The organism is Erwinia sp. TECH1 (assembly GCF_054057575.1).
The window spans coordinates 3,411,452-3,431,037 of sequence record NZ_JBSRZK010000001.1; the positions used below are offsets into that span (position 1 = coordinate 3,411,452).

Below are 19,586 nucleotides of genomic sequence, written 5' to 3' on the forward strand. Positions count from 1 at the left end.
TTAACGCCAAAGGATTGGGATTGATACTCGCCTCAGCGCCTGCAACGGCCGACTAACGACAAGGAATGCTCTATGCGAACCGCCACTTTTACCCTGCGTCTTACCCGGGACGTCAGCCAGTTTCTGCTGCCGGATCTGCGCGCGCTGCTGCCGCCGGAAAGCGTACAGTTTTTTTCCAACGAGCTGGATGAGGAGTGGCATTACACGCTGCTCTGTCTGCAAAGCGACCATACCTGCTCGCTGACGGTTTCCGCTATCCTGGTCTGGCATCAGCTGAAGAAAATCCATGTGATGCGCTACCGTTCACCGCAGCTACAGCAGGAGCTTGCTGACCCTTCCTCTGCGGAGCTTTACACCCTGCTACAGGTACCGGGCGCGGTGCTTTATCTTTCCTGACGTCTGCACCGCCAGGATTTGACGCCGTTATTCTGCGGTATTCCACTGATTGGTTTTTACGCGCCCGCCGTAAAATCACCATAAAGTCACTGGAAAACCGTACCGGAGTCCCCCCTGATGCCAGATAAAGATCCTGTTGTTGAACGTCTTACCGTCGAGCTACTTGCGCTCAGGCAGATCGTGCAGATGCTGATTGCCTATGGCAACGTGCCGACCGGCGGCAAGCTGAATAAATACCTGCAAAAAGTGGCCGATGATACGGAACAGCGCGAGGATCACCGCGGGCCGAACAAAGCCATTGCTGAGGCTATCCGCAGCTATATTAAGTAGGTTCCTGACCTCGCCAAGGCGAGGTTTTTTTTTGCCCTTACCGCTTATCCTCTTTGATTTTGTTACATTTTCCCTCCAGCAACCTTAAGCGCTTTCAGCCAGGCTTACCGAATTGATGTATTGCGACCAGTAAGGGAATGTGATGACCAGACCAGACTACCGCCTGTTGGCTTCCGCCACGCAGAATAAAGATACCGCTTTCAGCCAGCAGGAAAGAGCGGACGCGCATCTTGAAGGGCTGCTGCCGCCTGCGGTGGATTCGCTGGCAACGCAAATGCAGCGTGTGCTGGAACATCTGGACAACAAACCCGACGATATTGAGAAGTATATCTATTTGCAGGAGCTGGCTGACCGCAACGAAACGCTGTTTTACGCCACGCTGATGTCCGATCCGGTTACTTTTATCCCGCTGGTTTACGATCCGACTATCGCCGACGCCTGCCGAAAATATGGCCATATCTATCGACGTCCCAAAGGCATGTATCTGACCCGGCAAATGAAAGGCCGACTGAAAGAAGTTTTGCGTAACTGGCCGCAAAAAGAGGTGCGCTTTATCTGCGTGACCTCTGGTGGCCGCATCTTAGGGCTGGGCGATATTGGCGCCAACGGCGCGCCCATTCCGGTGGGCAAGCTGCAGCTTTATACCGCCTGCGCCGCCGTGCCGCCTCAGGGGCTGCTGCCGGTGCATCTGGATATCGGCACCGGCAACGAACAGCTTCGGGACGATCCGCTTTATACCGGCCTGCGGGAAGCAAAGCTTGACCAGCAGGCGCTGGACGAGCTGCTGGATGAATTTGTCGCCGCCGTCAACGACGTATTTCCCGGCTGCTGCATCCATTTTGAGGACTGGCAGGGCGACGACGCCATCCGCTATCTCCAGCGCTACCAGCAGCAGGCGCTGGTGTATAACGATGATATTCAGGGCACTGCCAGCGTGGTGCTTGCGGGCCTGCTGACCGCGCTGGAGACAACCGGCGGCAGGCTGGCGGAACAGCGCGTGCTGTTTGCCGGTGCAGGTTCGGCAGGCACCGGTATCGCCAATATGCTGGTTGACGCTATGGTGCAGGAAGGTGCCGATCGGAAACAAGCGCAACAGGCAATTACGCTGTTTGATAAACAAGGACTGATTACCGCTGAGCGCGACGACCTGAATACATCGCAAAAAGCCTATGCACACGACATGCCCGCAGAAAGCGATCTGCAAAAAGTGGTTGAGCGCGTTAAGCCCACCATGCTGATTGGCGTCAGCACTCAGGGCGGGCTGTTCAGCGAAGGCGTGGTAAAAGCGATGAGTAAGCTGAACGACCGGCCAATCATTTTTGCACTCTCCAATCCCACCGAAAATGCGGAATGTACCGCAAAACAGGCCTATGAATGGAGCGACGGCAAGGCGCTGTTTGCGGCGGGCGTGCAGTTCGGAGAAGAAAAAATTAACGGTGAAACGCGCTATCCCGGCCAGGCGAATAATTTTTATATTTTCCCGGCGGTCAGCCTGGCGATTTACGCCGCCAGACCGGCGCGCGTGGACGACAAGCTGTTTATCGAAGCGGCCCGCCTGTGCGCACGTCAGGTCAGCAAGGCGGAGCGGGAAAAAGGCAAGCTCTATCCTTCCCAGGCCGATATCGTTAAAACGGAAATCGCCATAGCCAGCGGCCTGATACGCTACCTGTTTAAGCACGGTTTGGCCGGTGTGGAAGAGCCGCAGGAGATTGACAACTGGCTGCAAACGCTGATCTACAGGCCGGATTACGCCTGATAAAGATCGCGTAACCCTTTATCCTGAAGCCATCGCCCTTCTCCATAAAGCGATGCAGGAACGAAAATAAAAACCCGGCACGATGCCGGGTTTTTATTAGTTAGCGTCAGGCCACTCTGAACGCGGAGATATCCTGCGCCAGCTGGGCGGCTTCCGTGCGCAGCGCTTCGGTGTTTTCCGCCGTCTGCGTCACCAGCAGCAGGTTCTGCTGAATGCCGCGCTCCATCTGCGACACCGCCAGGGTGACCTCGCTGATGCCTTTGCTCTGTTCGTCGCCCGCTACGCGGATTTCACCCACTACCTCTTTGACTTTCAGCACGTCGTTCACCAGGCCCGCCAGCTTTTCGCCCGCGCCTTCCACCAGCCGACTGCCGGCCAGCACCGTGGTGTCGGACTCGCTAATCAATGCTTTGATCTCCTGCGCCGCAGCGGCGCTGCGCTGCGCCAGAGCACGCACTTCCGCCGCGACCACGGCAAAGCCACGCCCCTGTTCGCCCGCCCTGGCCGCTTCCACCGCCGCGTTCAGCGCCAGTATATTGGTCTGGAAGGCGATCCCATCAATCACGCTGAGGATTTCGCCCACGCGGCTGGAGGACGTTTTGATCGAAGCCATAGTAGCAATCACCTGATTCATTACCTCGCTGCTGCTGCGGGCGATCTGCGCCGTCTGCTCCGTAAAGGAGTCCGCCAGACGGGTATTTTCCGCATTCAGCTGTACCGTGGCGTTGAGCTGCTCCATTGCCGCCGCGCTCTGCTCCAGCGCCGCCGCCTGATCGCTGATTTTTGCCGAGAACGCCTGGTTGCCTTCCGCCAGCGAACTGGCGCTGGCGGCCACGTTGACGCCGCTGGCCTGTACGCTGGTGATCACGCCTGCGATTTTATCGACGAACTGGTTAAACGACACCGCGATTTCGGCGATCTCATCTTTACCGACCGTGGCCAGACGACGGGTCAGGTCGCCGTCGCCGTTGGCGATTTCATCCAGCGCCGCGCGGGTTGACTCCAGCCTTGCCGCCAGACGACGGGCAAACAGCCAGACCAGCACAAGCAGAACCACCAGCGCCGGGATCAGCACGATAAAGATATCCTGCAGGATATTATCCGCCAGCGCGGTGACTTTCGCCTGCGGCGTTACCAGGCCGATAATCCAGCCTGTGTCGGGCATCCTGAACAGCGTAACCTGCGCCTGCTTATTCAGTACGCCATCCTGAATGTGATTCAGGGTAGTCATGGTTTTATTTTCCGCGATGCCCTTCAGCACCGGCGCCAGCCAGGGTTTTTCCGCCGCCAGCGCGCTGAACTTCTTCAGCGCCTTATCTTTGCCGCCGGGGAAATAGAGCACGTTGCCCGCGCCATCCAGCGCAAAGGCGTAGCCGCCGGTCAGATTGCCGTGGCTCTGCATAAAACCGGAAAGGTTATCCAGCAGCACGTCAAAAGTCGCCACGCCGGCAAACTTTTCGCCCTGCACGTAAGGCACGCTACAGGTGACCATATTCACCTGGGAAATCGGATCCTGATAAACTTCCGACCAGCTGCATTTGCTGCGCGACGCTTCCCGGGCAGAGGTATACCAGCTCTCGTTATGGTAGCCCGCGCTGCCCGGCTCGTTGTAGCCGTCTGACCAGACCAGCGCGCCGCCTGCGCCACGAGACCAGAAGAAGCTACGGCGAGCAACGCCTTCGGTAAAGGCGTTGGGTTCCGGCCAGATACCGCCCCCCGCAATGCTTTTATCGCCCTTGCTGTCGATAATCTGCGGCAGCACGCTTTTCACCAATGTCTCCTGGTGCGGCAGCACTTCCGCCAGGCGCGCCATGCTCACCACTTCACCTTCAATGCGCAGCAGTTGCTGATTCAGCTGGCCCACGATGTTTTCACCGGTTTGCTGGATCAGGCTGTTGCTGGCCTCGACCACGCGCGGCTGTCCGCGCAGGGTAATAGCGAACCAAACCAGCAGCATGGTTAACAGCAGCATCGAAATGCCGCCAAAGATCAATTTCCCTGACAGACGAACTGGTATCCCCGGCATAATGTATTCCTCAAAACAGAACAGTGGCAAAACGGCGCCTGAATAGTTGAATTGCGCGATATTTCGTCAGCGCTTACGCGGATTATCGGCAAAGCTGGCTAAAACCTGAACGCGCCTGCCGGGTGATAACGCCCGTAGCGCAGCATAAAACCCTGAGGAAAATCCGATTTGATTTTGCCACAGCGGCCAGGCTACCCTGACGCCGCGCAGAACGTCTGCTTCTGCGTCATAACGCGCTGTTTTCGCGCGTTCTGGACTGACCTGATTAGAGGGAACTAACCATATGCACCATTTTATTCTTGCGCAGCTCAACGCGTTCGCTGTGCCCTGGGCGCCGCTGATTGCGCTCGTGGCCGTTCTGGCCGTCATTCTGCTGATTTCCCTGATAGCGCACGGCCTGTTACACCGCGTGCTGCTGCCTCTGCTGCGGCGTATGGCGGAAAAATCGAGCCGTCAGTGGCCAAAATCACTGATAGATAACAAGCTTTTCAGCCGCTTTGCGCTGCTGATGCAGGGCGTTTTTCTGCAAATCCAGCTGGAGCTGTTTCTCTCCGGCCTGGAACCGGCTTACAGCGCGCTGATGATCCTTAGCGAGGTCTGGATCATGGTATTCGGCCTGCTGATGTTCTTCTCGCTGCTGGATATCTTTCTGGAGCTGTCGGAGAAAAGCGCAATGGCCAGCCAGATGCCGCTGCGCGGGATTTTCCAGAGCCTGAAGCTGATTGCCGCGCTGCTGGTGGCGCTGATGATTATCTCGGTGCTTATCGGTAAATCGCCGCTGGTGCTGCTGACCGGTCTGGGCGCGATGACCGCCGTGCTGATGCTGGTCTTTAAGGATCCCATTCTGGGGCTGGTGGCCGGGATCCAGCTCTCCGCCAACAATATGCTGAAGCTGGGCGACTGGCTGGATATGCCGAAATATGGCGCGGACGGCTCGGTGGTGGATATCGCGCTGACCACGGTAAAAGTGCGCAACTGGGATAACACTATTACCACTATTCCTACCTACGCGTTGATTTCCGACTCCTTTAAAAACTGGCGAGCAATGTCGGAGTCGGGCGGCCGCCGCATCAAACGCAGCATTAATATTGATACCACCAGCATTCACTTTCTGAGCGAAGATGAGGTAGCCAGACTGAAGCGCGCTCAGCTGCTAACGCCCTACCTGGAAAGCAAAATGCAGGAGGTTTCGGCCTATAACGCCGGTCTGGATACCAGCACGCCGCTGAACGGTCGCCGCATGACCAATATCGGCACGTTTCGCGCCTGGCTGGAAGCCTGGCTCAGGGCGCATCCGCACACGCATAAAGGCATGACGCTGATGGTACGTCAGCTGGCGCCGGGCGCGGACGGCCTGCCGCTGGAGATCTACGTTTTTACCAACACCACCGTCTGGCTGGAATATGAAAGGATCCAGTCCGATATCTTTGACCATATTTTTGCCGTTCTGCCGGAGTTCGGTTTGCGCGTGCACCAGACGCCGACCGGCAACGATCTGCGTAACCTGCGCATCCAGTCGGCGGAGTAACGCCTCGGACGGGCGCAGCCTTGCGCCCGTCGCTTAGCCTGTTTTTGTTCGCCTGCACCCGTCGTTTCGCCGCTGCTCTTGTCTGCCTGCCTCCGTCGTTTCGCCGCTGCTCCTGTCTGCTTGCGCCCGTCGTTTCCCTGCTGCTCCTGTCTGCTTGCGCCCGTCGTTTCCCTGCTTTCGCTGCATTTTACGCCGCCATTCATTCCGCCTCAGCGGCATTTCATTCCTGAATGACGGCAGTTCATGCCCTCTTCGCCCCGCGTTGCTAAAACCCGCCGTATTCTGTGCTTAATTTATTACTCTTTCCGGGAGCATCCCCATGAGCACACCAACCGTCAGTTCTCGCGTTCGCTGGCTAACCCTGGCCGGCACCATTATTACGCAGTTTGCGCTGGGCTCGGTTTATACCTGGAGCCTGTTCAACGGCCAGCTCTCCCACAAGCTGGAGGCGTCGGTTAGCCAGGTCGCCTTCTCTTTCGGCCTGCTGAGCCTGGGGCTGGCCATCTCCTCTTCGCTGGCCGGAAAGCTTCAGGAACGCTTTGGCGTGCGCAACGTAACGATCGGCGCGGGCGTGCTGATGGCTTTCGGCTTCTGGCTGACTTCGCAGGCCGACAGCCTGTTTATGCTCTATCTGAGCGCGGGCGTACTGGTTGGTCTGGCCGACGGCGCGGGCTACCTGATGACGCTTTCCAACTGCGTGAAGTGGTTTCCCGAACGCAAAGGCGTGATTTCGGCCTGTGCGATTGGCGCTTACGGGCTGGGCAGCCTGGGCTTTAAATTTATTTGCAGCTATTTGCTGAGCGTAAACAGCCTGGAGCACACTTTCCTGATCTGGGGCGGTATAGCGATGGCGATGATTATCGCCGGCGCGCTGCTGATGAAAGACGCGCCGAAACAGCAGGCGGTAGCAGGCGACGCCGCCAGCGTTCGCGACTTTTCGCTGACCCAGGCGGCGCGTCTGCCGCAGTACTGGATGTTAGCGGTAATGTTTCTGACCGCCTGTATGAGCGGGCTGTACGTCATTGGCGTGGCGAAGGATATTGGCGAAGGCATGGTTAATCTTTCCATGCAAACCGCAGCCAGTGCCGTTACGGTTATTGCTATTGCCAACCTGAGCGGTCGTCTGGTGCTGGGGATCCTTTCCGACAGGATGGCGCGCATTCGCGTGATTACGCTGGCGCAAATCGTTTCGCTGGCGGGCATGGGCATTTTACTGTTCAGCCATATGACCGAAACCACCTTCTTTATTTCCGTAGCCTGCGTGGCCTTCAGCTTCGGCGGCACCATCACCGTTTATCCTTCGCTGGTCAGCGACTTTTTCGGTCTGAACAACCTGACCAAAAACTACGGCCTGATCTATCTGGGCTTCGGCATTGGCAGCGTGCTGGGTTCGCTAATTGCTTCGCTGTTTGGCGGCTTTATTGTGACCTTTAGCCTGATTATGGCGCTGCTGGTGCTGTCGCTGATTATGTCGCTGACTATCCGTCTGCCGCACTGTCCGGCTAAAGCCGCAGAAGGGCTGCGCCAGGCGCAGCCGCTGTAGTTGACTCTTCTTACTTACCTTATGCCTGCCGGAAAAGCGGTTCCGGCAGGCCCGCAACGGCGACCTCCACGGCAAACACATCGCCAGACTGCGGATAAGCCGCCAGCTCCTCTGCGCTTCGATCTTCGCGTGAACTCGTAATATAAAGCGTTTTCAGATCCGGCCCGCCAAAAGCGACCATCGTCGGCCAGCGCACCGGCAGCGGGATCTCGTCCACGATTTCGCCGGTGACCGGATTAAGACGAATGACCCGCGAGCCGTCAAACATTGCCGACCAGTAGAATCCTTCGCTGTCTACCGCTGCGCCATCGGGCAGGCCGCCTTGTTCCTGCACAAAATGCCGGATGACTTCACGCGGGCCGATATCGCCCTTGTCATCGACCGGATAGCGATAAAGCACACCGTTGGGCGTGTCGGTGTGGTACATCCATTTATCATCAGGCGAAAAGGCCAGCCCGTTGGAAATTTTGATGTCTTCCGCCTCGACGGTCAGGCGCAGATGCTCGTCCAGGCGACAGAGCTTGCCGCCGTTGCGATCCTGCGGCTCCCACAGGCTGCCGCACCAGAAGCGCCCGTGTCGGTCAACGCGGCCGTCGTTAAAACGGCTGAAGGCCGCTTCACCAGGATTGGCCGCCACGCGCCGGGTGATGATGCCTTCTTCATCCAGCAGGCAAACGCCGCTGCGCAGCGCCGCCACGAAGCCGCCCTGCTCGTTCAGGCCAAAACAGCCGATATGTTCCGGCACCGGCATGATTTTATGCTCGCCGCTTTGCGGATCGAAGCGATGCAGCGCAGGCGCCAGAATATCGACAAAGTAAAGCGCCTGTTCGCGCACTGACCAGACCGGGCACTCGCCCAGCTCTGCCTGGGCCGCCAGCACATTTTTAACCTGATAACGCATAGCATGTCCTTGTCTTGAAAAATTGCCTTAAGTCTATCGCATAAATCCTTTTCTGCCGTTATTAACGCAAATTTTTCATTCGACCGGATAAAGAAGTCTATTTAAGAACATTCTGTGTTAAAAGTGGGTCTTTTAAGCCTTCTCTTATTTCTTTCTGGTGGAATAGATCGCAAAATTTCCATACTGAATTATTTGGAAATATTTACTCTAATAACTCTACAAAAGCGGCATTATTCCTCCACTTTTGTTTTGTAGAGTGTTAGCTATTGGAAAGCGAGAGAGTAAGAATAATGAAACTAATTAGATCGATTGCGCTTCTGGGCGTAATAAGTATGCTGAGCGGCTGTATTATTCATGACGGCTATCGCGGCCACCACCACGGCGGGCCGGGCTATCATCACGGCGGACACCATGGCCAGCACAGGGGCTGGTAAAGAATTATAAATGGGTGAAGTTCTTTCATCCTGAAAGCGGGCAAAGCCTGCACACGGCAATATAAAAATAAAATGCAGTCTTCAAGGCGGGTAATTACCCGCCTTCTTTTATTAGCTTTTAATGCTGTAATTACACTGATACCAGGCTTTCATTAACCCTGGCAGTCGACTTTCCTGCGGCTTTATCGGCTCGACTTTATCAAAGCCGCGCTCCGCGCAATAATGCTCAACGTCCTGCTCCATGGCCGTTTTGTTTACCGTATCGGGATCGAAACGATAAAGCACGCTATTTACCGCAGGGTCTTCTGCTACCTTTTCAAAAGCGCCGGGCTTGTGGGAAGTACAGCCAGCGGACAGCAAAACAGCAAGCGCCAGCGCGCCAATTATTTTTTTCATCTTAACTCCTTTCTTTGCCGACGCATCTTACTTAAGCGGCACGGCGATACCATCGGAAAAAACCGCTTTTGCACTTCTTTAACCTTGATGCAATATTTTACCGATTGAATCGATTCAGGCTGCCGTGTAGCGTGAGGCGAAAATGAATGCCAATATACATCCAGACACAGCGACATGTCTGCGCAACACCAGGAATTTTATTTATAATTACAAAGATTTATGCCCGCGGCGAGCGGGCTTTTTTTTTGCGCTGAATTCGGGATGCGGACGCTATTATATTGGGTGCGTCCGCTGAGAAATTAACCTGAAGTGCCGTTATTAAAAGGCGTGCGCTCAGTCGGCGCGCACGTCGACCAGCACCGGGCAGCTGGCTCGCTCAATAACGGCAGCGCTGACCGATCCTTTCAGCAGGCGATTAAAGGAAGAGAGATGGCGGCGGCCCATAATAATCATCGCGGCGCCAATCTGATTGGCGTGGGCCACGATGGTTTCGGCGGACTCGCCCGCCAGCACCCGCCCCGTGGCGCGAACGCCGCTGCCCTGTAGCTCCGCCAGCGCCTGGCGAACGGCGGCTTCCGCCGTGTTTTGCTCGTCCAGCGCGCTGCCGAAGTCGCCGGGATCTTCCCCCGCCTCAATAACGTAATCCGCCGTCGTGCTGGCATAGCTGGCGTCGACACAGCACAACACCACCACGTCCGCATCAAGCGCGCGTGCCTGCTCCGTCCGCCAGGGAAACCACCTTGCGCGCCAGCGCCGAATTATCCACCGCCACTAAAAGCTTTTTCATTTGCCGCTCCTGTCAGTCACGTAAAGTCGCTTTGCCAATTTCATCCACCAGAGCCTCTTTGCACTTCAGGATCTCTTCGCGGAAGAGCGCTTCGTGCTTTTGAAAACGGGCAGAAGGCACCAGCAGGCTGATGGAAAAGCGTCCCAGTATGGTATCTATCGCTACCGCCATGGTGGAGATCCCTTCCAGCGTCTCGCCACGATCGTAAGAGAGACCGGTGCGGCGGATTTCCTGCAGTCTTTCCATCAAATCGGGATACGCTTTGACGGTCAGTTCGGTAATCGCTTCGTAGGCATCACCTACCCACGCCCTGGCCTCTTCGTCGCTGTCCAGCGCCAGCAGCGCGCGGCCGCCGGAGGTGCTGTAAAGCGGCAGGTTCAGCCCGATGCGCGGCACCACGCGCAGCTCGCGATCGGCGACCACGTAATGCACGATAGCCAGCTGTAATCCGCTGGCTCGGGCCAGCGACACTGTTTCGCCCGTGGCGTCGCTCAACGCCTGTAGCCACGGCTGCACAATCGCCACTACATCGGTGTGCACGCTGGCGATCAGCCGCAGCAGCGCCGGGCCAAGACGTACGCCGCCCGCGCCGTGACTGCGCACCAGCTGCACCGAATCCAGCGCGCCAACGATTCGCTGCACGGTTGAGCGGGGCAAATCGACGGCCTGAGCGATTTCGCCCAGGCTCATGCCGTTGGGGCTGTCGCCCAACGCGTCCAGAATTTTTGCCGCGCGTGAGATAACCTGGATACCGCCGGTACGCTCCTCGTCGCGTAAAGCTGCAGGTTCAGACATGAGATCTCCTTCCTTGTTGATGGCGATACTGTAGCACTCTTTTCCCCTCTCCGGCAGGCTGTATCGCATTGCAATACAGTCAATCACCATGTAATATCTGCCGCCAATGTATCACAATGCAATACAGTGCATCACTTCATCTTTTCTTGCGGAGCACCGGCTATGAACGCTCAACCCGCAGCCCCGGCCACCCACCCTTTTACCCTGCGTCTGGCGCTGGGGCTGGTGGGCGTGCTGATTGCTGCGCTGACCTCAGGACTTAACGATCGCGTAACCGACTTAGCGCTGGCCGACGTTCGCGCAGCTATCGGTTTTAGCTACGATCGGGCGACCTGGATTACCTCGGCCTATCAGGCTGCTGAAGTGGCGGCGATGATGGTCGCGCCCTGGTTTGCGGTGACCTTTTCGCTGCGCCGCTTTGCGCTGGCCGTCGCGTTTGGTTTTGCGCTGGCCGGCATACTGCAGCCCTTTACCGCGACGCCAGGGCTGTTTATCGGCCTGCGTGTTATCCAGGGCCTGTTCGGCGGCGCGCTGCCGCCGCTGCTGATGACGGTAGCGCTGCGTTTTTTGCCGCCGGGCATCAAGCTTTACGGGCTGTCCGCCTATGCCTTAACCGCCACTTTCGGCCCCAACGTGGCCGCCTCGCTGGCAGCTTTCTGGACCGATGCCGTCGGCTGGCAGTTTGTGTTCTGGCAGATTGTGCCGCCGCTGCTGCTTGCCGGCGTGCTGATTGGCTGGGGATTGCCGCAGGATCCGCTGCGCCTGGAGCGTTTTAAGCAGATAGATTTGTTCGGCATGCTGACCGGCTGTAGCGGCGTTGCGCTGATGGTGCTGACGCTGTCGCAGGGCGAGCGGCTCGACTGGCTGCAATCGCCGTTGATTACCGGCATGCTGTGCGCGTCCGTCGCGCTGCTGGTAGCGTTTTTAATCAACGAGTGGTCGCATCCGCTGCCGCTGTTTAAATTGCAGCTGCTACAGCGTAAAAATTTAACGCACGGGCTGCTGGTGCTGGCTGGCGTGCTGCTGGTGGCGCTTTCCGGCTCCGCCCTGCCTTCGGCTTATTTCGCTCAGGTGGAAGGGTTCCGCCCCGTGCAGTTTGCGCCGCTGGCGCTGGCTATCGGCCTGCCGCAGCTGCTGATTGCGCCTTTTATGGCTTTCCTGCTGAACCTGCGCTGGATCGACTGCCGCTGGATGCTGACCTGCGGCGCGGCGCTGCTCAGCGTATCGTGCCTGATGGGCGCGCAGCTGACCGACGACTGGGCCAGGCAAAATTTCTGGCTGATCCAGTTGCTACAGGCTTTTGGGCAGCCAATGTTGATTCTGCCGGTGTTGATGAGCGCCACCAGCGTGATCCTGCCGCCTGAAGGGCCGTACGCCTCGGCGATGTTTAATACCGTGCGCGGCTTTTCCAGCGTGGCGGCCGGCAGCCTGGTAGAGAATTTTCTGACCCACCGGGAAAAGTTTCATTCACACACCCTGGTCGATCAGCTGGGCAATCGTCCGTGGCTGATGACGGCGGCGAACAGCGCCGATGCCTCGGCGATGAAGCCGCTGCTGCCGGACGGTTCAGCCAGCTCGGCCGAAAATTTAGGTCATTTCGCCACGCTGCTTAAGCACCAGGCGGTGATCCTCAGCATCAGCGACGCCTACCTGCTGCTGATCGGCTTCGCGCTGCTGCTGGTGCTGCTGACCGCCTGGCTGCCTAAACGTGTCTGGCCGCCGCAAACCCTTATTCAAACTCAAACTAAAGCCGTGAGATAATAACAATGTTCACACCTGCAAAAAGAACCTTAACGCTGGCCGCGCTGCTGCTGGTACTGCTGGGGATCGCCTTTTTCGTCTGGTCGGCCATGAGCCGCCATCAGGCCCGTACCGATGATGCCGTAGTGACCGCCGACTACACGGCCATCGCGCCGAAAGTTTCCGGCTATATTCGCACCGTTAACGTCGGCGATAACCAGCAGGTAAAAGCGGGCGACGTGCTGGCGACGATTGACGATCGTGACTACCGCGTCGCGCTGGAAACTGCCGAAGCGAACCTGGCGGTCAGCCAGGCGAAGCTGGCCAGCGTTCAGGCCCAGCTTGAGCAGCAGCAGGCGACCATTGCGCAAAACGACGCCGCCGTCGCGGCCAGCCAGGCGACCCTGAACTATGCCGGGCAAAATGCCGAACGCTATCGCCGCCTGCTGAAAAGCGGCACCGCCACGGCAGACGAGCAGCAGAAAACCAGCGCATCCATGCAGGAAGCGGCGGCGCAGCTGCGTCAAAGCCAGGCCGCCGCGCTGGCCGCCCGGAAAGAAGTGGGCGTGCTGGAAGCCAGCCTGCGCCAGGCTAAAGCGGATATCGCCGCGTCAACCGCCAGCGTCGATCAGGCTCGGCTGAATCTTTCTTATACCGTTATCACCGCACCAATCGACGGCGCCGTCGGTCAGCGAGCGGCACGCCAGGGCGCCTGGGTTGCCGCCGGGACGCGTCTGATGGCCGTGGTGCCGCTACAGCAAACTTACGTGGTGGCAAACTTCCTGGAAACGCAGCTGGCTGGCGTAGAGGCCGGTGCTGGCGTTACGCTGAGCGTGGACGCGCTGCCTGGCGTCACGCTGCGTGGCCATGTGGATAGCATAGCGCCTGCCACCGGCTCGACGTTTGCCGCTATCGCCGCCGATAACGCCACGGGCAACTTCACCAAAGTGGCGCAGCGTTTGCCGGTCAAAATCCTGCTTGAACCGGGCCAGCCCGATCTGGCGCGCCTGAAGGTAGGTATGTCGGTGGTGCCGGAGCTGGCCCACTGACCGGACGCGGGCGGTTTATTCAACGCCCGCGCGTAAAGCAGGGTCCTGAAAAAAAAGATAATTCCTGGAAATGCCGGCTTTATTTTGCCGCGCGGTGCGGGTAAATTAGCGGGCGATCCTGTGACGGAAGCTGACGGCCCGAGCCGGAAAACGCGGCGACGCAGGTTCCGGCTATCATCGCTCAAAGGAGTTTTTTCGTGAAATATGCATTAATGGGCATTTCGTTTCTGTTGCTGGCCTGGGCAGGCACCTTCTATCTGATGCTGTAGCCCGCCGGCTAACGAAAAAGGCAGGCGCCTGGCCTGCCCTTAACAGTTGTTCTTAACTACCCTGGTCCGCCTCACTTTTTACCGTTCCCGGCAGAATACCATCGGCGCGGAACATCGCTTTAATCCCTCTTACCGCCTGGCGAATACGGTCGCTGTTTTCAATCAGCGCAAAGCGCACGTGCGTATCGCCGTAGTCGCCAAAACCGATACCCGGCGAGACGCAGACCTTCGCCTCCTGCAACATATGCTTAGCAAACTCCAGCGAACCCATATGCGCATAGTGGTCCGGGATTTTCGCCCAGACATACATCGAGGCCTTGGGCGTTTCCACCATCCAGCCCGCCTCGTGCAGCCCTTTCACCAGCACGTCGCGGCGGCGCTTGTACTGCTGCGCGATATCCCGCACGCACTGCTGATCGCCCTCCAGCGCGGCGATGGCGGCAACCTGCAGCGGCGTAAAGGTGCCGTAGTCGTGATAGCTTTTGATCCGCGCCAGCGCGGCGACCAGCTCTTTGTTGCCGACCATAAAGCCGATACGCCAGCCCGCCATATTGTAGCTTTTGGAGAGCGTGAAAAACTCTACTGCCACGTCGCGAGCGCCCGGCACTTCCATAATCGAAGGCGCTTTCCAGCCATCATAGACGATATCGGCATAGGCCAGATCGTGGATCACCAGCACGTTATATTGTTTGGCCAGCGCGATCACGCGCTCGAAAAAGTCCAGCTCGACGCACTGCGCAGTAGGATTGGACGGAAAGCCAAGGATCATCATTTTGGGTTTGGGATAGCTTTCGCGAATGGCACGCTCCAGCTCGTTAAAGAAGTCCACGCCTTCCACCAGCGGCACGGAGCGCACCTGAGCGCCCGCGATAACCGCGCCGTAAATGTGGATGGGGTAGCTGGGATTCGGCACCAGCACGGTATCGCCATGATCGAGCGTAGCCAGCATCAGGTGCGCCAGCCCCTCTTTCGAGCCGATGGTCACAATCGCTTCTGACTCCGGGTCGATATCCACCTGATAGCGATCGGCATACCAGCGTGAAATTGCCCGGCGCAAACGCGGGATGCCGCGCGAGGTCGAATAGCCGTGCGTGTCCTCTCGTTGCGCCACCGAGCAGAGTTTTTCAACGATATGGGGCGGCGTAGGGCCGTCCGGGTTGCCCATGCTGAAATCGATAATATCTTCGCCGCGACGGCGCGCCGCCATCTTCAGTTCGGCAGTGATATTAAAAACATAGGGCGGAAGGCGTTCAATACGGGAAAATCGGCGTGCGGAGCTGTTGTCAGCCATAAAGACCTCTGAGTACGTTAGCGCCCGGAACCGTCCGAGCGACGCTGACCAGAAAATGGTCGAAGAGCCAACATAGCGCAGAGTTCGCCAGGCTGTCGAGCCGAATTAATCTGATTCCAGTTTGCCGAACAGCCAGTCGTCAACCCACTCGCCGCGCAGCAGATAATTTTCCCGCAGCGTGCCCTCAAGCCGGAAGCCGTTTTTTTCCAGAACGCGTCGCGAAGGCCAGTTGCCCTCCACCACCTGCGCGGTCAGCTTGTGGAAGCGACACTGGCTGAGCAGGTAAGCGGCCATCGCGCCAAGCGCCTCGCTGCCGTAGCCCTTGCCGGTATAGCGGTTCAGCAGCGAGTAGCCGACTTCGGCCTGCCGCCAGGGCGTCCATTCCGCATTCGCGCCTATCAGCCCTATCGCTTCGCCGCTTGCCCGCAGCCGCACAGTTAAACAAAGCATATGCAGGCTGGTTACCTGCCAGGGCTGTAGTCGGGTCTGAAAGCGCTGCCGGATATCCGCCAGCTGCGGGACGGCGCTGATAAACTGCATACTGACGGGATCGCTGTGCACCTCGTGGAACAGCGACCAGTCTTCCGGCTGGAGCTTTTCCAACAGCAATCTTTCGGTCGTTAATTGCATGATACATCCCCTTTTTGTTACCAGGGTTTCCCCTTTTCACCCAGGCTTTGCAGCGAGGCTACCTTGATACCTTACGCACGGCTAATCGTAACAAAATTGATCCAGACAGGGATTGACTGAAATCGGCGCGCGCTTGCCTGGCGCATCCCGCTCGCTTTCCTTATTATGTCGCTACTGTTTCTCCGCCAGCCGAGGCGCCCGTGCATTCGATGTTTGAGATGTTGCTTGCGGTATTAGATCGCGCCGCTCTTATGCTTATCTGCCTGTTTTTTATGACACGCACCCGTCATTTTCGTCAACTGTTACAGAAAGATGAGCACTCACGTCAGGAGCTGGTGGCGGTAACGGCTATCTTCTCGCTGTTCGCGCTGTTTGGCACCTGGAGCGGCATCAACGTTGACGGCTCGCTGGTGAACGTGCGCACCATCGCGATTATGGCTGGCGGTATCCTGTTTGGCCCGTGGGTCGGTATTGTGACCGGCGTGGTGGCCGGGCTGCACCGTTTTTTAATCGATGTCCACGGCGTCACCTCGGTGCCCTGCCTGATCACCAGCATTATCGCGGGCGTTGCCGCAGGCTGGATTAACCTGAAGGTCGCCAAAGCGCGGCGCTGGAGCGTCGGCATTATCGGCGGCATGCTGTGTGAGTCGTTAACGATGATCCTGATCCTGGTCTGGGCCAGACCTTACGCGCTGGGCCTGGCGATCGTCGAAGAGATCGCCGTGCCGATGATCCTGGGCGCGGTCAGCATCGGCCTGATCGTGCTGCTGATCCAGAGCGTCGAGGGCGAAAAAGAGGCGATAGCCGCCCGTCAGGCCAAGCTGGCGCTGGATATCGCCAATAAAACGCTGCCGCTGTTTCGCCAGGTCAACAGCCGTTCGCTGCGTAAAGTCTGCGAAATTATTCGCGACGATATCAGCGCGGATGCGGTTGCCATCACCAACAAAAATCAGATCCTGGCCTATGTTGGCGTTGGCGAGCAGAATTACCGCGAAGGCGACGACGGCATCAGCCCGACCACGGCCAGAGCTATCGCCAATGGCGAAATCATTATCCGCAACAACGATGAGGCGCACCGCACGCCGGAAATCCATTCAATGATTGTGATCCCGCTGCGGGAGCTGGGCGAAGTCACCGGCACGCTGAAAATTTACTATCGCCACGCGCACCGCATTACCTGGTCGCTGCGGGAAATGGCCATCGGTCTGTCGCAAATTATCTCCACGCAGCTGGAAGTTTCCCGCGCCGAACAGCTGCGTGAAATGGCGAATAAGGCCGAGCTACGCGCGCTGCAAAGCAAAATAAACCCGCACTTTCTGTTTAACGCGCTGAACGCCATCTCGTCGTCGATCCGCCTGAATCCCGATACCGCCAGGCAGCTGATCAGCAACCTTTCGCGCTATCTACGTTACAACCTGGAGCTGAACGACGACGAAATCATTGATATTAAAAAAGAGCTTTATCAAATCAAAGATTATATCGCCATCGAACAGGCGCGTTTTGGCGATAAGCTGACGGTCATTTATGAAATTGACGAAGACATCAGCTGCTCGCTGCCCAGCCTGCTGATCCAGCCGCTGGTGGAAAACGCCATCGTGCACGGCGTACATCCCTGTCGCGGCAAAGGTGTGGTCACCATCAGCGTGCAGGATGCGGGCGAGCGGATACGTATTGCGGTGCGCGATACGGGCAACGGCATCAGCGAAGAGGTGATCCAGCGCGTGGAGCGCAACGAGATGCCCGGCAACAAGATAGGCCTGCTCAACGTGCATCACCGCGTCAGGCTGCTTTACGGCGAGGGGCTGCATATTCACCGTCGCCATCCGGGCACCGAAATTGCTTTTTATATCACCAAAAAAGGGGCGACTCTGCCCGAACGTGTTTCACTGACGGCTTAGGGCCGCATTCACCGGGAAAGCGATGTGAAAGCCATTATTGTCGAAGACGAATTTCTGGCGCAGCAGGAGCTGAGCTGGCTGATCCGCCAGCACAGCCAGCTGCAAATCGAGGCCACGTTCGACGACGGGCTGGACGTGTTGAAATATCTGCAAAACCACCAGCCGGACGTCATCTTTCTGGATATTAATATTCCGTCGCTGGATGGCGTGCTGCTGGCGCAAAATATCAGTAAATTCGCCCATCGTCCGCATATCGTTTTTATCACCGCCTATAAAGAGCACGCGGTAGAGGCCTTCGAGCTGGAGGCGTTTGACTATATCCTTAAGCCCTACCATGAAATGCGTATTATCACCATGTTGCGCAAGCTGGAAAATACGCTACAGCAGGCCGCTTCCGGCGGCACAGACAGCCCGCGTAGCCAGGTGCATACCATTAACCTGACGCGGGACGAGCGCATTATCGTGACGGATATCAACGATATTTATTACGCCGAAGCCCATGAAAAAATGACATTTGTTTATACGCGGCGGGAGGAGTACGTGATGTCGATGAATATCACCGAATTTTGCAGTCGGTTGCCCGAAGAGGCTTTTTTCCGCTGCCATCGTTCTTACTGCGTGAATCTGAGCAAAATCCGCGAAATTGAACCCTGGTTTAACAATACCTATATTCTGAAGCTGCGCGACCTGGAGTTTCAGGTGCCGGTCAGCCGCAGTAAAGTGCGGGAGTTTCGCCAGCTGATGCGGCTGTAAAAAAGGCCGGAAAACCGGCCTTTTTTGCTTACAGAATGGTGCCTAACGTCTGACGCAGATGCGCACCCGCGCCCAGCAGGCCAGGCTTTTCATGCGTAATCAGGTAGACAGGAATATTCTGCACGTAATCTTTAAAACGGCCCTTGTCTTCAAAAGCGGCACGGAAACCGGAGGCTTTAAAGAATTCCAGGAAGCGAGGCACGATGCCGCCAGCGATATAGACGCCGCCGAAGGTGCCCATGGTCAGCGCCAGGTTACCGCCGAAACGGCCCATGATCACGCAGAACATCGCCAGAGCGCGACGGCAGTCGGTGCAGCTGTCGTCCAGCGCGCGCTGAGAAACGTCCTTCGGCTTCAGGTTCTCCGGCACGCGGTTGTCGGCTTTGACAATCGCGCGGTAAAGGTTGACCAGGCCCGCGCCGGACAGCACGCGCTCGGCGGACACGTGGCCCAGCTCTTCGCGCAGCACTTCCAGGATCAGATCTTCCTCTTCGCTGTTGGCGGCGAAATCCACGTGGCCGCCCTCGCCCGGCAGGCTCACCCAGCGTTTATCCACATGAACCAGATGCGCCACGCCCAGACCGGTTCCGGCGCCGTAGACGGCGACCGGTTTGTCTTTAACCGGCGTCGTGCCGCCAAACTGCATCACGTCCTGCTCGGTCAGCATCGGGATCGCCATCGACACGGCAGTGAAGTCGTTGATGATCTCAAGATGATCAAAGCCCAGATTCGCCTTCATCTTGCTGGTGGAGAAAGCCCAGTCGTGGTTGGTCATATCCACCCAGTCATCGGTGATCGGGCAGGCGATGGCGATGCAGCCATCCGTGACATCCTGCTGCTGCTCGGCAAGATAAAAACGGATGACTGCCTCAAGGCTATCGTAGTCTGCTGTGGAGAACGTTTTGGCTTGTGAGATGGCACCGTTCTCGACTTCGCACAGTGCCAGGCGCGCATTGGTGCCGCCTACATCACCTACCAAAGCATACTTAGTCATTATTGTTTTGCTCCGCTTACGTCATTTGTACACACTATAAATTTCCCCCACTCAAACAACAACGCCCAAC

Annotated in this window: 18 protein-coding genes and 1 pseudogene; 11 read left to right on the plus strand and 8 right to left on the minus strand. The window is 57.5% G+C overall.

What is annotated here, in order from left to right; genetic code table 11:
* Nucleotides 1-72: 72 nt before the first annotated feature.
* The 3 genes from ACVWZ0_RS15965 to ACVWZ0_RS15975 all read left to right on the plus strand — a co-directional run bounded on the left by ACVWZ0_RS15965 (nt 73) and on the right by ACVWZ0_RS15975 (nt 2,482).
* The gene (locus tag ACVWZ0_RS15965) at nt 73-396 is read left to right on the plus strand and encodes a hypothetical protein (protein ID WP_253459578.1); all 324 of its coding nucleotides are present in this window, start codon (nt 73-75) and stop codon (nt 394-396) included.
* A gap of 117 nt (nt 397-513) precedes the next feature.
* Nucleotides 514-726: a hypothetical protein gene (locus tag ACVWZ0_RS15970; RefSeq protein WP_125290841.1), complete on the plus strand. Its 213-nt coding sequence runs from the start codon at nt 514-516 to the stop codon at nt 724-726.
* Between the two features lie 142 nt (nt 727-868).
* Nucleotides 869-2,482 (plus strand): NAD-dependent malic enzyme, encoded by a 1,614-nt coding sequence (locus ACVWZ0_RS15975; RefSeq protein WP_253459575.1) that lies wholly within the window; start codon nt 869-871, stop codon nt 2,480-2,482.
* Nucleotides 2,483-2,588: 106 nt separating this feature from the next.
* On the opposite strand, the gene ACVWZ0_RS15980 is transcribed toward ACVWZ0_RS15975, so the two are convergent.
* Nucleotides 2,589-4,508 (minus strand): methyl-accepting chemotaxis protein, encoded by a 1,920-nt coding sequence (locus ACVWZ0_RS15980; protein ID WP_253459572.1) that lies wholly within the window; start codon nt 4,506-4,508, stop codon nt 2,589-2,591.
* Nucleotides 4,509-4,791: 283 nt separating this feature from the next.
* Between ACVWZ0_RS15980 and ACVWZ0_RS15985 the strand changes: the two genes are divergently transcribed.
* Together ACVWZ0_RS15985 and ACVWZ0_RS15990 are read left to right on the plus strand one after the other, a co-directional pair.
* Nucleotides 4,792-6,036, plus strand: a complete 1,245-nt coding sequence (locus ACVWZ0_RS15985) for a mechanosensitive ion channel family protein (RefSeq protein ID WP_253459568.1) — start codon at nt 4,792-4,794, stop codon at nt 6,034-6,036.
* Between the two features lie 319 nt (nt 6,037-6,355).
* Nucleotides 6,356-7,579 (plus strand): L-lactate MFS transporter, encoded by a 1,224-nt coding sequence (locus ACVWZ0_RS15990; RefSeq protein WP_253459565.1) that lies wholly within the window; start codon nt 6,356-6,358, stop codon nt 7,577-7,579.
* Between the two features lie 19 nt (nt 7,580-7,598).
* On the opposite strand, the gene ACVWZ0_RS15995 is transcribed toward ACVWZ0_RS15990, so the two are convergent.
* A complete protein-coding gene (locus ACVWZ0_RS15995; protein WP_253459563.1) occupies nt 7,599-8,480 on the minus strand; it encodes an SMP-30/gluconolactonase/LRE family protein in 882 nt (293 codons plus the stop codon).
* A 290-nt stretch (nt 8,481-8,770) separates the two neighbouring features.
* On the opposite strand from ACVWZ0_RS15995, the gene ACVWZ0_RS16000 reads away from it, so the two are divergent.
* Nucleotides 8,771-8,914, plus strand: a complete 144-nt coding sequence (locus ACVWZ0_RS16000; RefSeq protein WP_253461313.1) for a hypothetical protein — start codon at nt 8,771-8,773, stop codon at nt 8,912-8,914.
* Between the two features lie 111 nt (nt 8,915-9,025).
* On the opposite strand, the gene ACVWZ0_RS16005 is transcribed toward ACVWZ0_RS16000, so the two are convergent.
* The 3 genes and pseudogenes from ACVWZ0_RS16005 to ACVWZ0_RS16015 form a co-directional block, all read right to left on the minus strand.
* A complete protein-coding gene (locus tag ACVWZ0_RS16005) occupies nt 9,026-9,310 on the minus strand; it encodes a hypothetical protein (RefSeq protein ID WP_253459560.1) in 285 nt (94 codons plus the stop codon).
* A 333-nt stretch (nt 9,311-9,643) separates the two neighbouring features.
* Nucleotides 9,644-10,097: pseudogene (locus ACVWZ0_RS16010) on the minus strand (universal stress protein).
* Nucleotides 10,098-10,109: 12 nt separating this feature from the next.
* Entirely contained in the window at nt 10,110-10,892 is a 783-nt protein-coding gene (locus tag ACVWZ0_RS16015) for an IclR family transcriptional regulator (RefSeq protein ID WP_253459558.1), read from the minus strand.
* 162 nt (nt 10,893-11,054) lie between these two features.
* On the opposite strand from ACVWZ0_RS16015, the gene ACVWZ0_RS16020 reads away from it, so the two are divergent.
* The 3 genes from ACVWZ0_RS16020 (at nt 11,055) to ypdK (ending at nt 13,950) form a co-directional block, all read left to right on the plus strand.
* On the plus strand, nt 11,055-12,653 hold the full coding sequence (locus ACVWZ0_RS16020) for an MFS transporter (protein WP_253459555.1): 1,599 nt from the start codon (nt 11,055-11,057) through the stop codon (nt 12,651-12,653).
* Between the two features lie 5 nt (nt 12,654-12,658).
* Nucleotides 12,659-13,681: an HlyD family secretion protein gene (locus ACVWZ0_RS16025; RefSeq protein WP_253459552.1), complete on the plus strand. Its 1,023-nt coding sequence runs from the start codon at nt 12,659-12,661 to the stop codon at nt 13,679-13,681.
* 197 nt (nt 13,682-13,878) lie between these two features.
* Nucleotides 13,879-13,950, plus strand: coding sequence for a membrane protein YpdK (gene ypdK / locus ACVWZ0_RS16030; protein WP_125290871.1), 72 nt, complete (start codon nt 13,879-13,881; stop codon nt 13,948-13,950).
* A gap of 52 nt (nt 13,951-14,002) precedes the next feature.
* On the opposite strand, the gene alaC is transcribed toward ypdK, so the two are convergent.
* Nucleotides 14,003-15,241 carry an alanine transaminase gene (gene alaC, locus ACVWZ0_RS16035; RefSeq protein ID WP_253459549.1) on the minus strand — a complete coding sequence of 413 codons (1,239 nt, stop codon included), beginning with the start codon at nt 15,239-15,241 and terminating at the stop codon, nt 14,003-14,005.
* 105 nt (nt 15,242-15,346) lie between these two features.
* Nucleotides 15,347-15,871, minus strand: coding sequence for a GNAT family N-acetyltransferase (locus tag ACVWZ0_RS16040; RefSeq protein WP_253459546.1), 525 nt, complete (start codon nt 15,869-15,871; stop codon nt 15,347-15,349).
* 218 nt (nt 15,872-16,089) lie between these two features.
* Between ACVWZ0_RS16040 and ACVWZ0_RS16045 the strand changes: the two genes are divergently transcribed.
* On the plus strand, nt 16,090-17,769 hold the full coding sequence (locus tag ACVWZ0_RS16045; RefSeq protein ID WP_301289833.1) for a sensor histidine kinase: 1,680 nt from the start codon (nt 16,090-16,092) through the stop codon (nt 17,767-17,769).
* Nucleotides 17,770-17,793: 24 nt separating this feature from the next.
* On the plus strand, nt 17,794-18,522 hold the full coding sequence (locus ACVWZ0_RS16050; protein ID WP_253459540.1) for a LytR/AlgR family response regulator transcription factor: 729 nt from the start codon (nt 17,794-17,796) through the stop codon (nt 18,520-18,522).
* A gap of 28 nt (nt 18,523-18,550) precedes the next feature.
* Here ACVWZ0_RS16050 and glk read toward each other — a convergent pair whose 3' ends face one another.
* Nucleotides 18,551-19,516, minus strand: coding sequence for a glucokinase (glk, locus tag ACVWZ0_RS16055; RefSeq protein ID WP_125290855.1), 966 nt, complete (start codon nt 19,514-19,516; stop codon nt 18,551-18,553).
* Between the last annotated feature and the right edge of the window lie 70 nt (nt 19,517-19,586).

Excerpts from the sequence above, each read along its gene's own strand:
- ACVWZ0_RS15965 (WP_253459578.1), top strand. The coding sequence starts at position 73 with ATGCGAACCGCCACTTTTACCCTGCGTCTTACCCGGGACGTCAGCCAG.
- ACVWZ0_RS15970 (WP_125290841.1), top strand. The coding sequence starts at position 514 with ATGCCAGATAAAGATCCTGTTGTTGAACGTCTTACCGTCGAGCTACTT.
- ACVWZ0_RS15975 (WP_253459575.1), top strand. The coding sequence starts at position 869 with ATGACCAGACCAGACTACCGCCTGTTGGCTTCCGCCACGCAGAATAAA.
- ACVWZ0_RS15980 (WP_253459572.1), bottom strand. The coding sequence starts at position 4,508 with ATGCCGGGGATACCAGTTCGTCTGTCAGGGAAATTGATCTTTGGCGGC.
- ACVWZ0_RS15985 (WP_253459568.1), top strand. The coding sequence starts at position 4,792 with ATGCACCATTTTATTCTTGCGCAGCTCAACGCGTTCGCTGTGCCCTGG.
- ACVWZ0_RS15990 (WP_253459565.1), top strand. The coding sequence starts at position 6,356 with ATGAGCACACCAACCGTCAGTTCTCGCGTTCGCTGGCTAACCCTGGCC.
- ACVWZ0_RS15995 (WP_253459563.1), bottom strand. The coding sequence starts at position 8,480 with ATGCGTTATCAGGTTAAAAATGTGCTGGCGGCCCAGGCAGAGCTGGGC.
- ACVWZ0_RS16000 (WP_253461313.1), top strand. The coding sequence starts at position 8,771 with ATGAAACTAATTAGATCGATTGCGCTTCTGGGCGTAATAAGTATGCTG.
- ACVWZ0_RS16005 (WP_253459560.1), bottom strand. The coding sequence starts at position 9,310 with ATGAAAAAAATAATTGGCGCGCTGGCGCTTGCTGTTTTGCTGTCCGCT.
- ACVWZ0_RS16015 (WP_253459558.1), bottom strand. The coding sequence starts at position 10,892 with ATGTCTGAACCTGCAGCTTTACGCGACGAGGAGCGTACCGGCGGTATC.
- ACVWZ0_RS16020 (WP_253459555.1), top strand. The coding sequence starts at position 11,055 with ATGAACGCTCAACCCGCAGCCCCGGCCACCCACCCTTTTACCCTGCGT.
- ACVWZ0_RS16025 (WP_253459552.1), top strand. The coding sequence starts at position 12,659 with ATGTTCACACCTGCAAAAAGAACCTTAACGCTGGCCGCGCTGCTGCTG.
- alaC (WP_253459549.1), bottom strand. The coding sequence starts at position 15,241 with ATGGCTGACAACAGCTCCGCACGCCGATTTTCCCGTATTGAACGCCTT.
- ACVWZ0_RS16040 (WP_253459546.1), bottom strand. The coding sequence starts at position 15,871 with ATGCAATTAACGACCGAAAGATTGCTGTTGGAAAAGCTCCAGCCGGAA.
- ACVWZ0_RS16045 (WP_301289833.1), top strand. The coding sequence starts at position 16,090 with ATGTTGCTTGCGGTATTAGATCGCGCCGCTCTTATGCTTATCTGCCTG.
- glk (WP_125290855.1), bottom strand. The coding sequence starts at position 19,516 with ATGACTAAGTATGCTTTGGTAGGTGATGTAGGCGGCACCAATGCGCGC.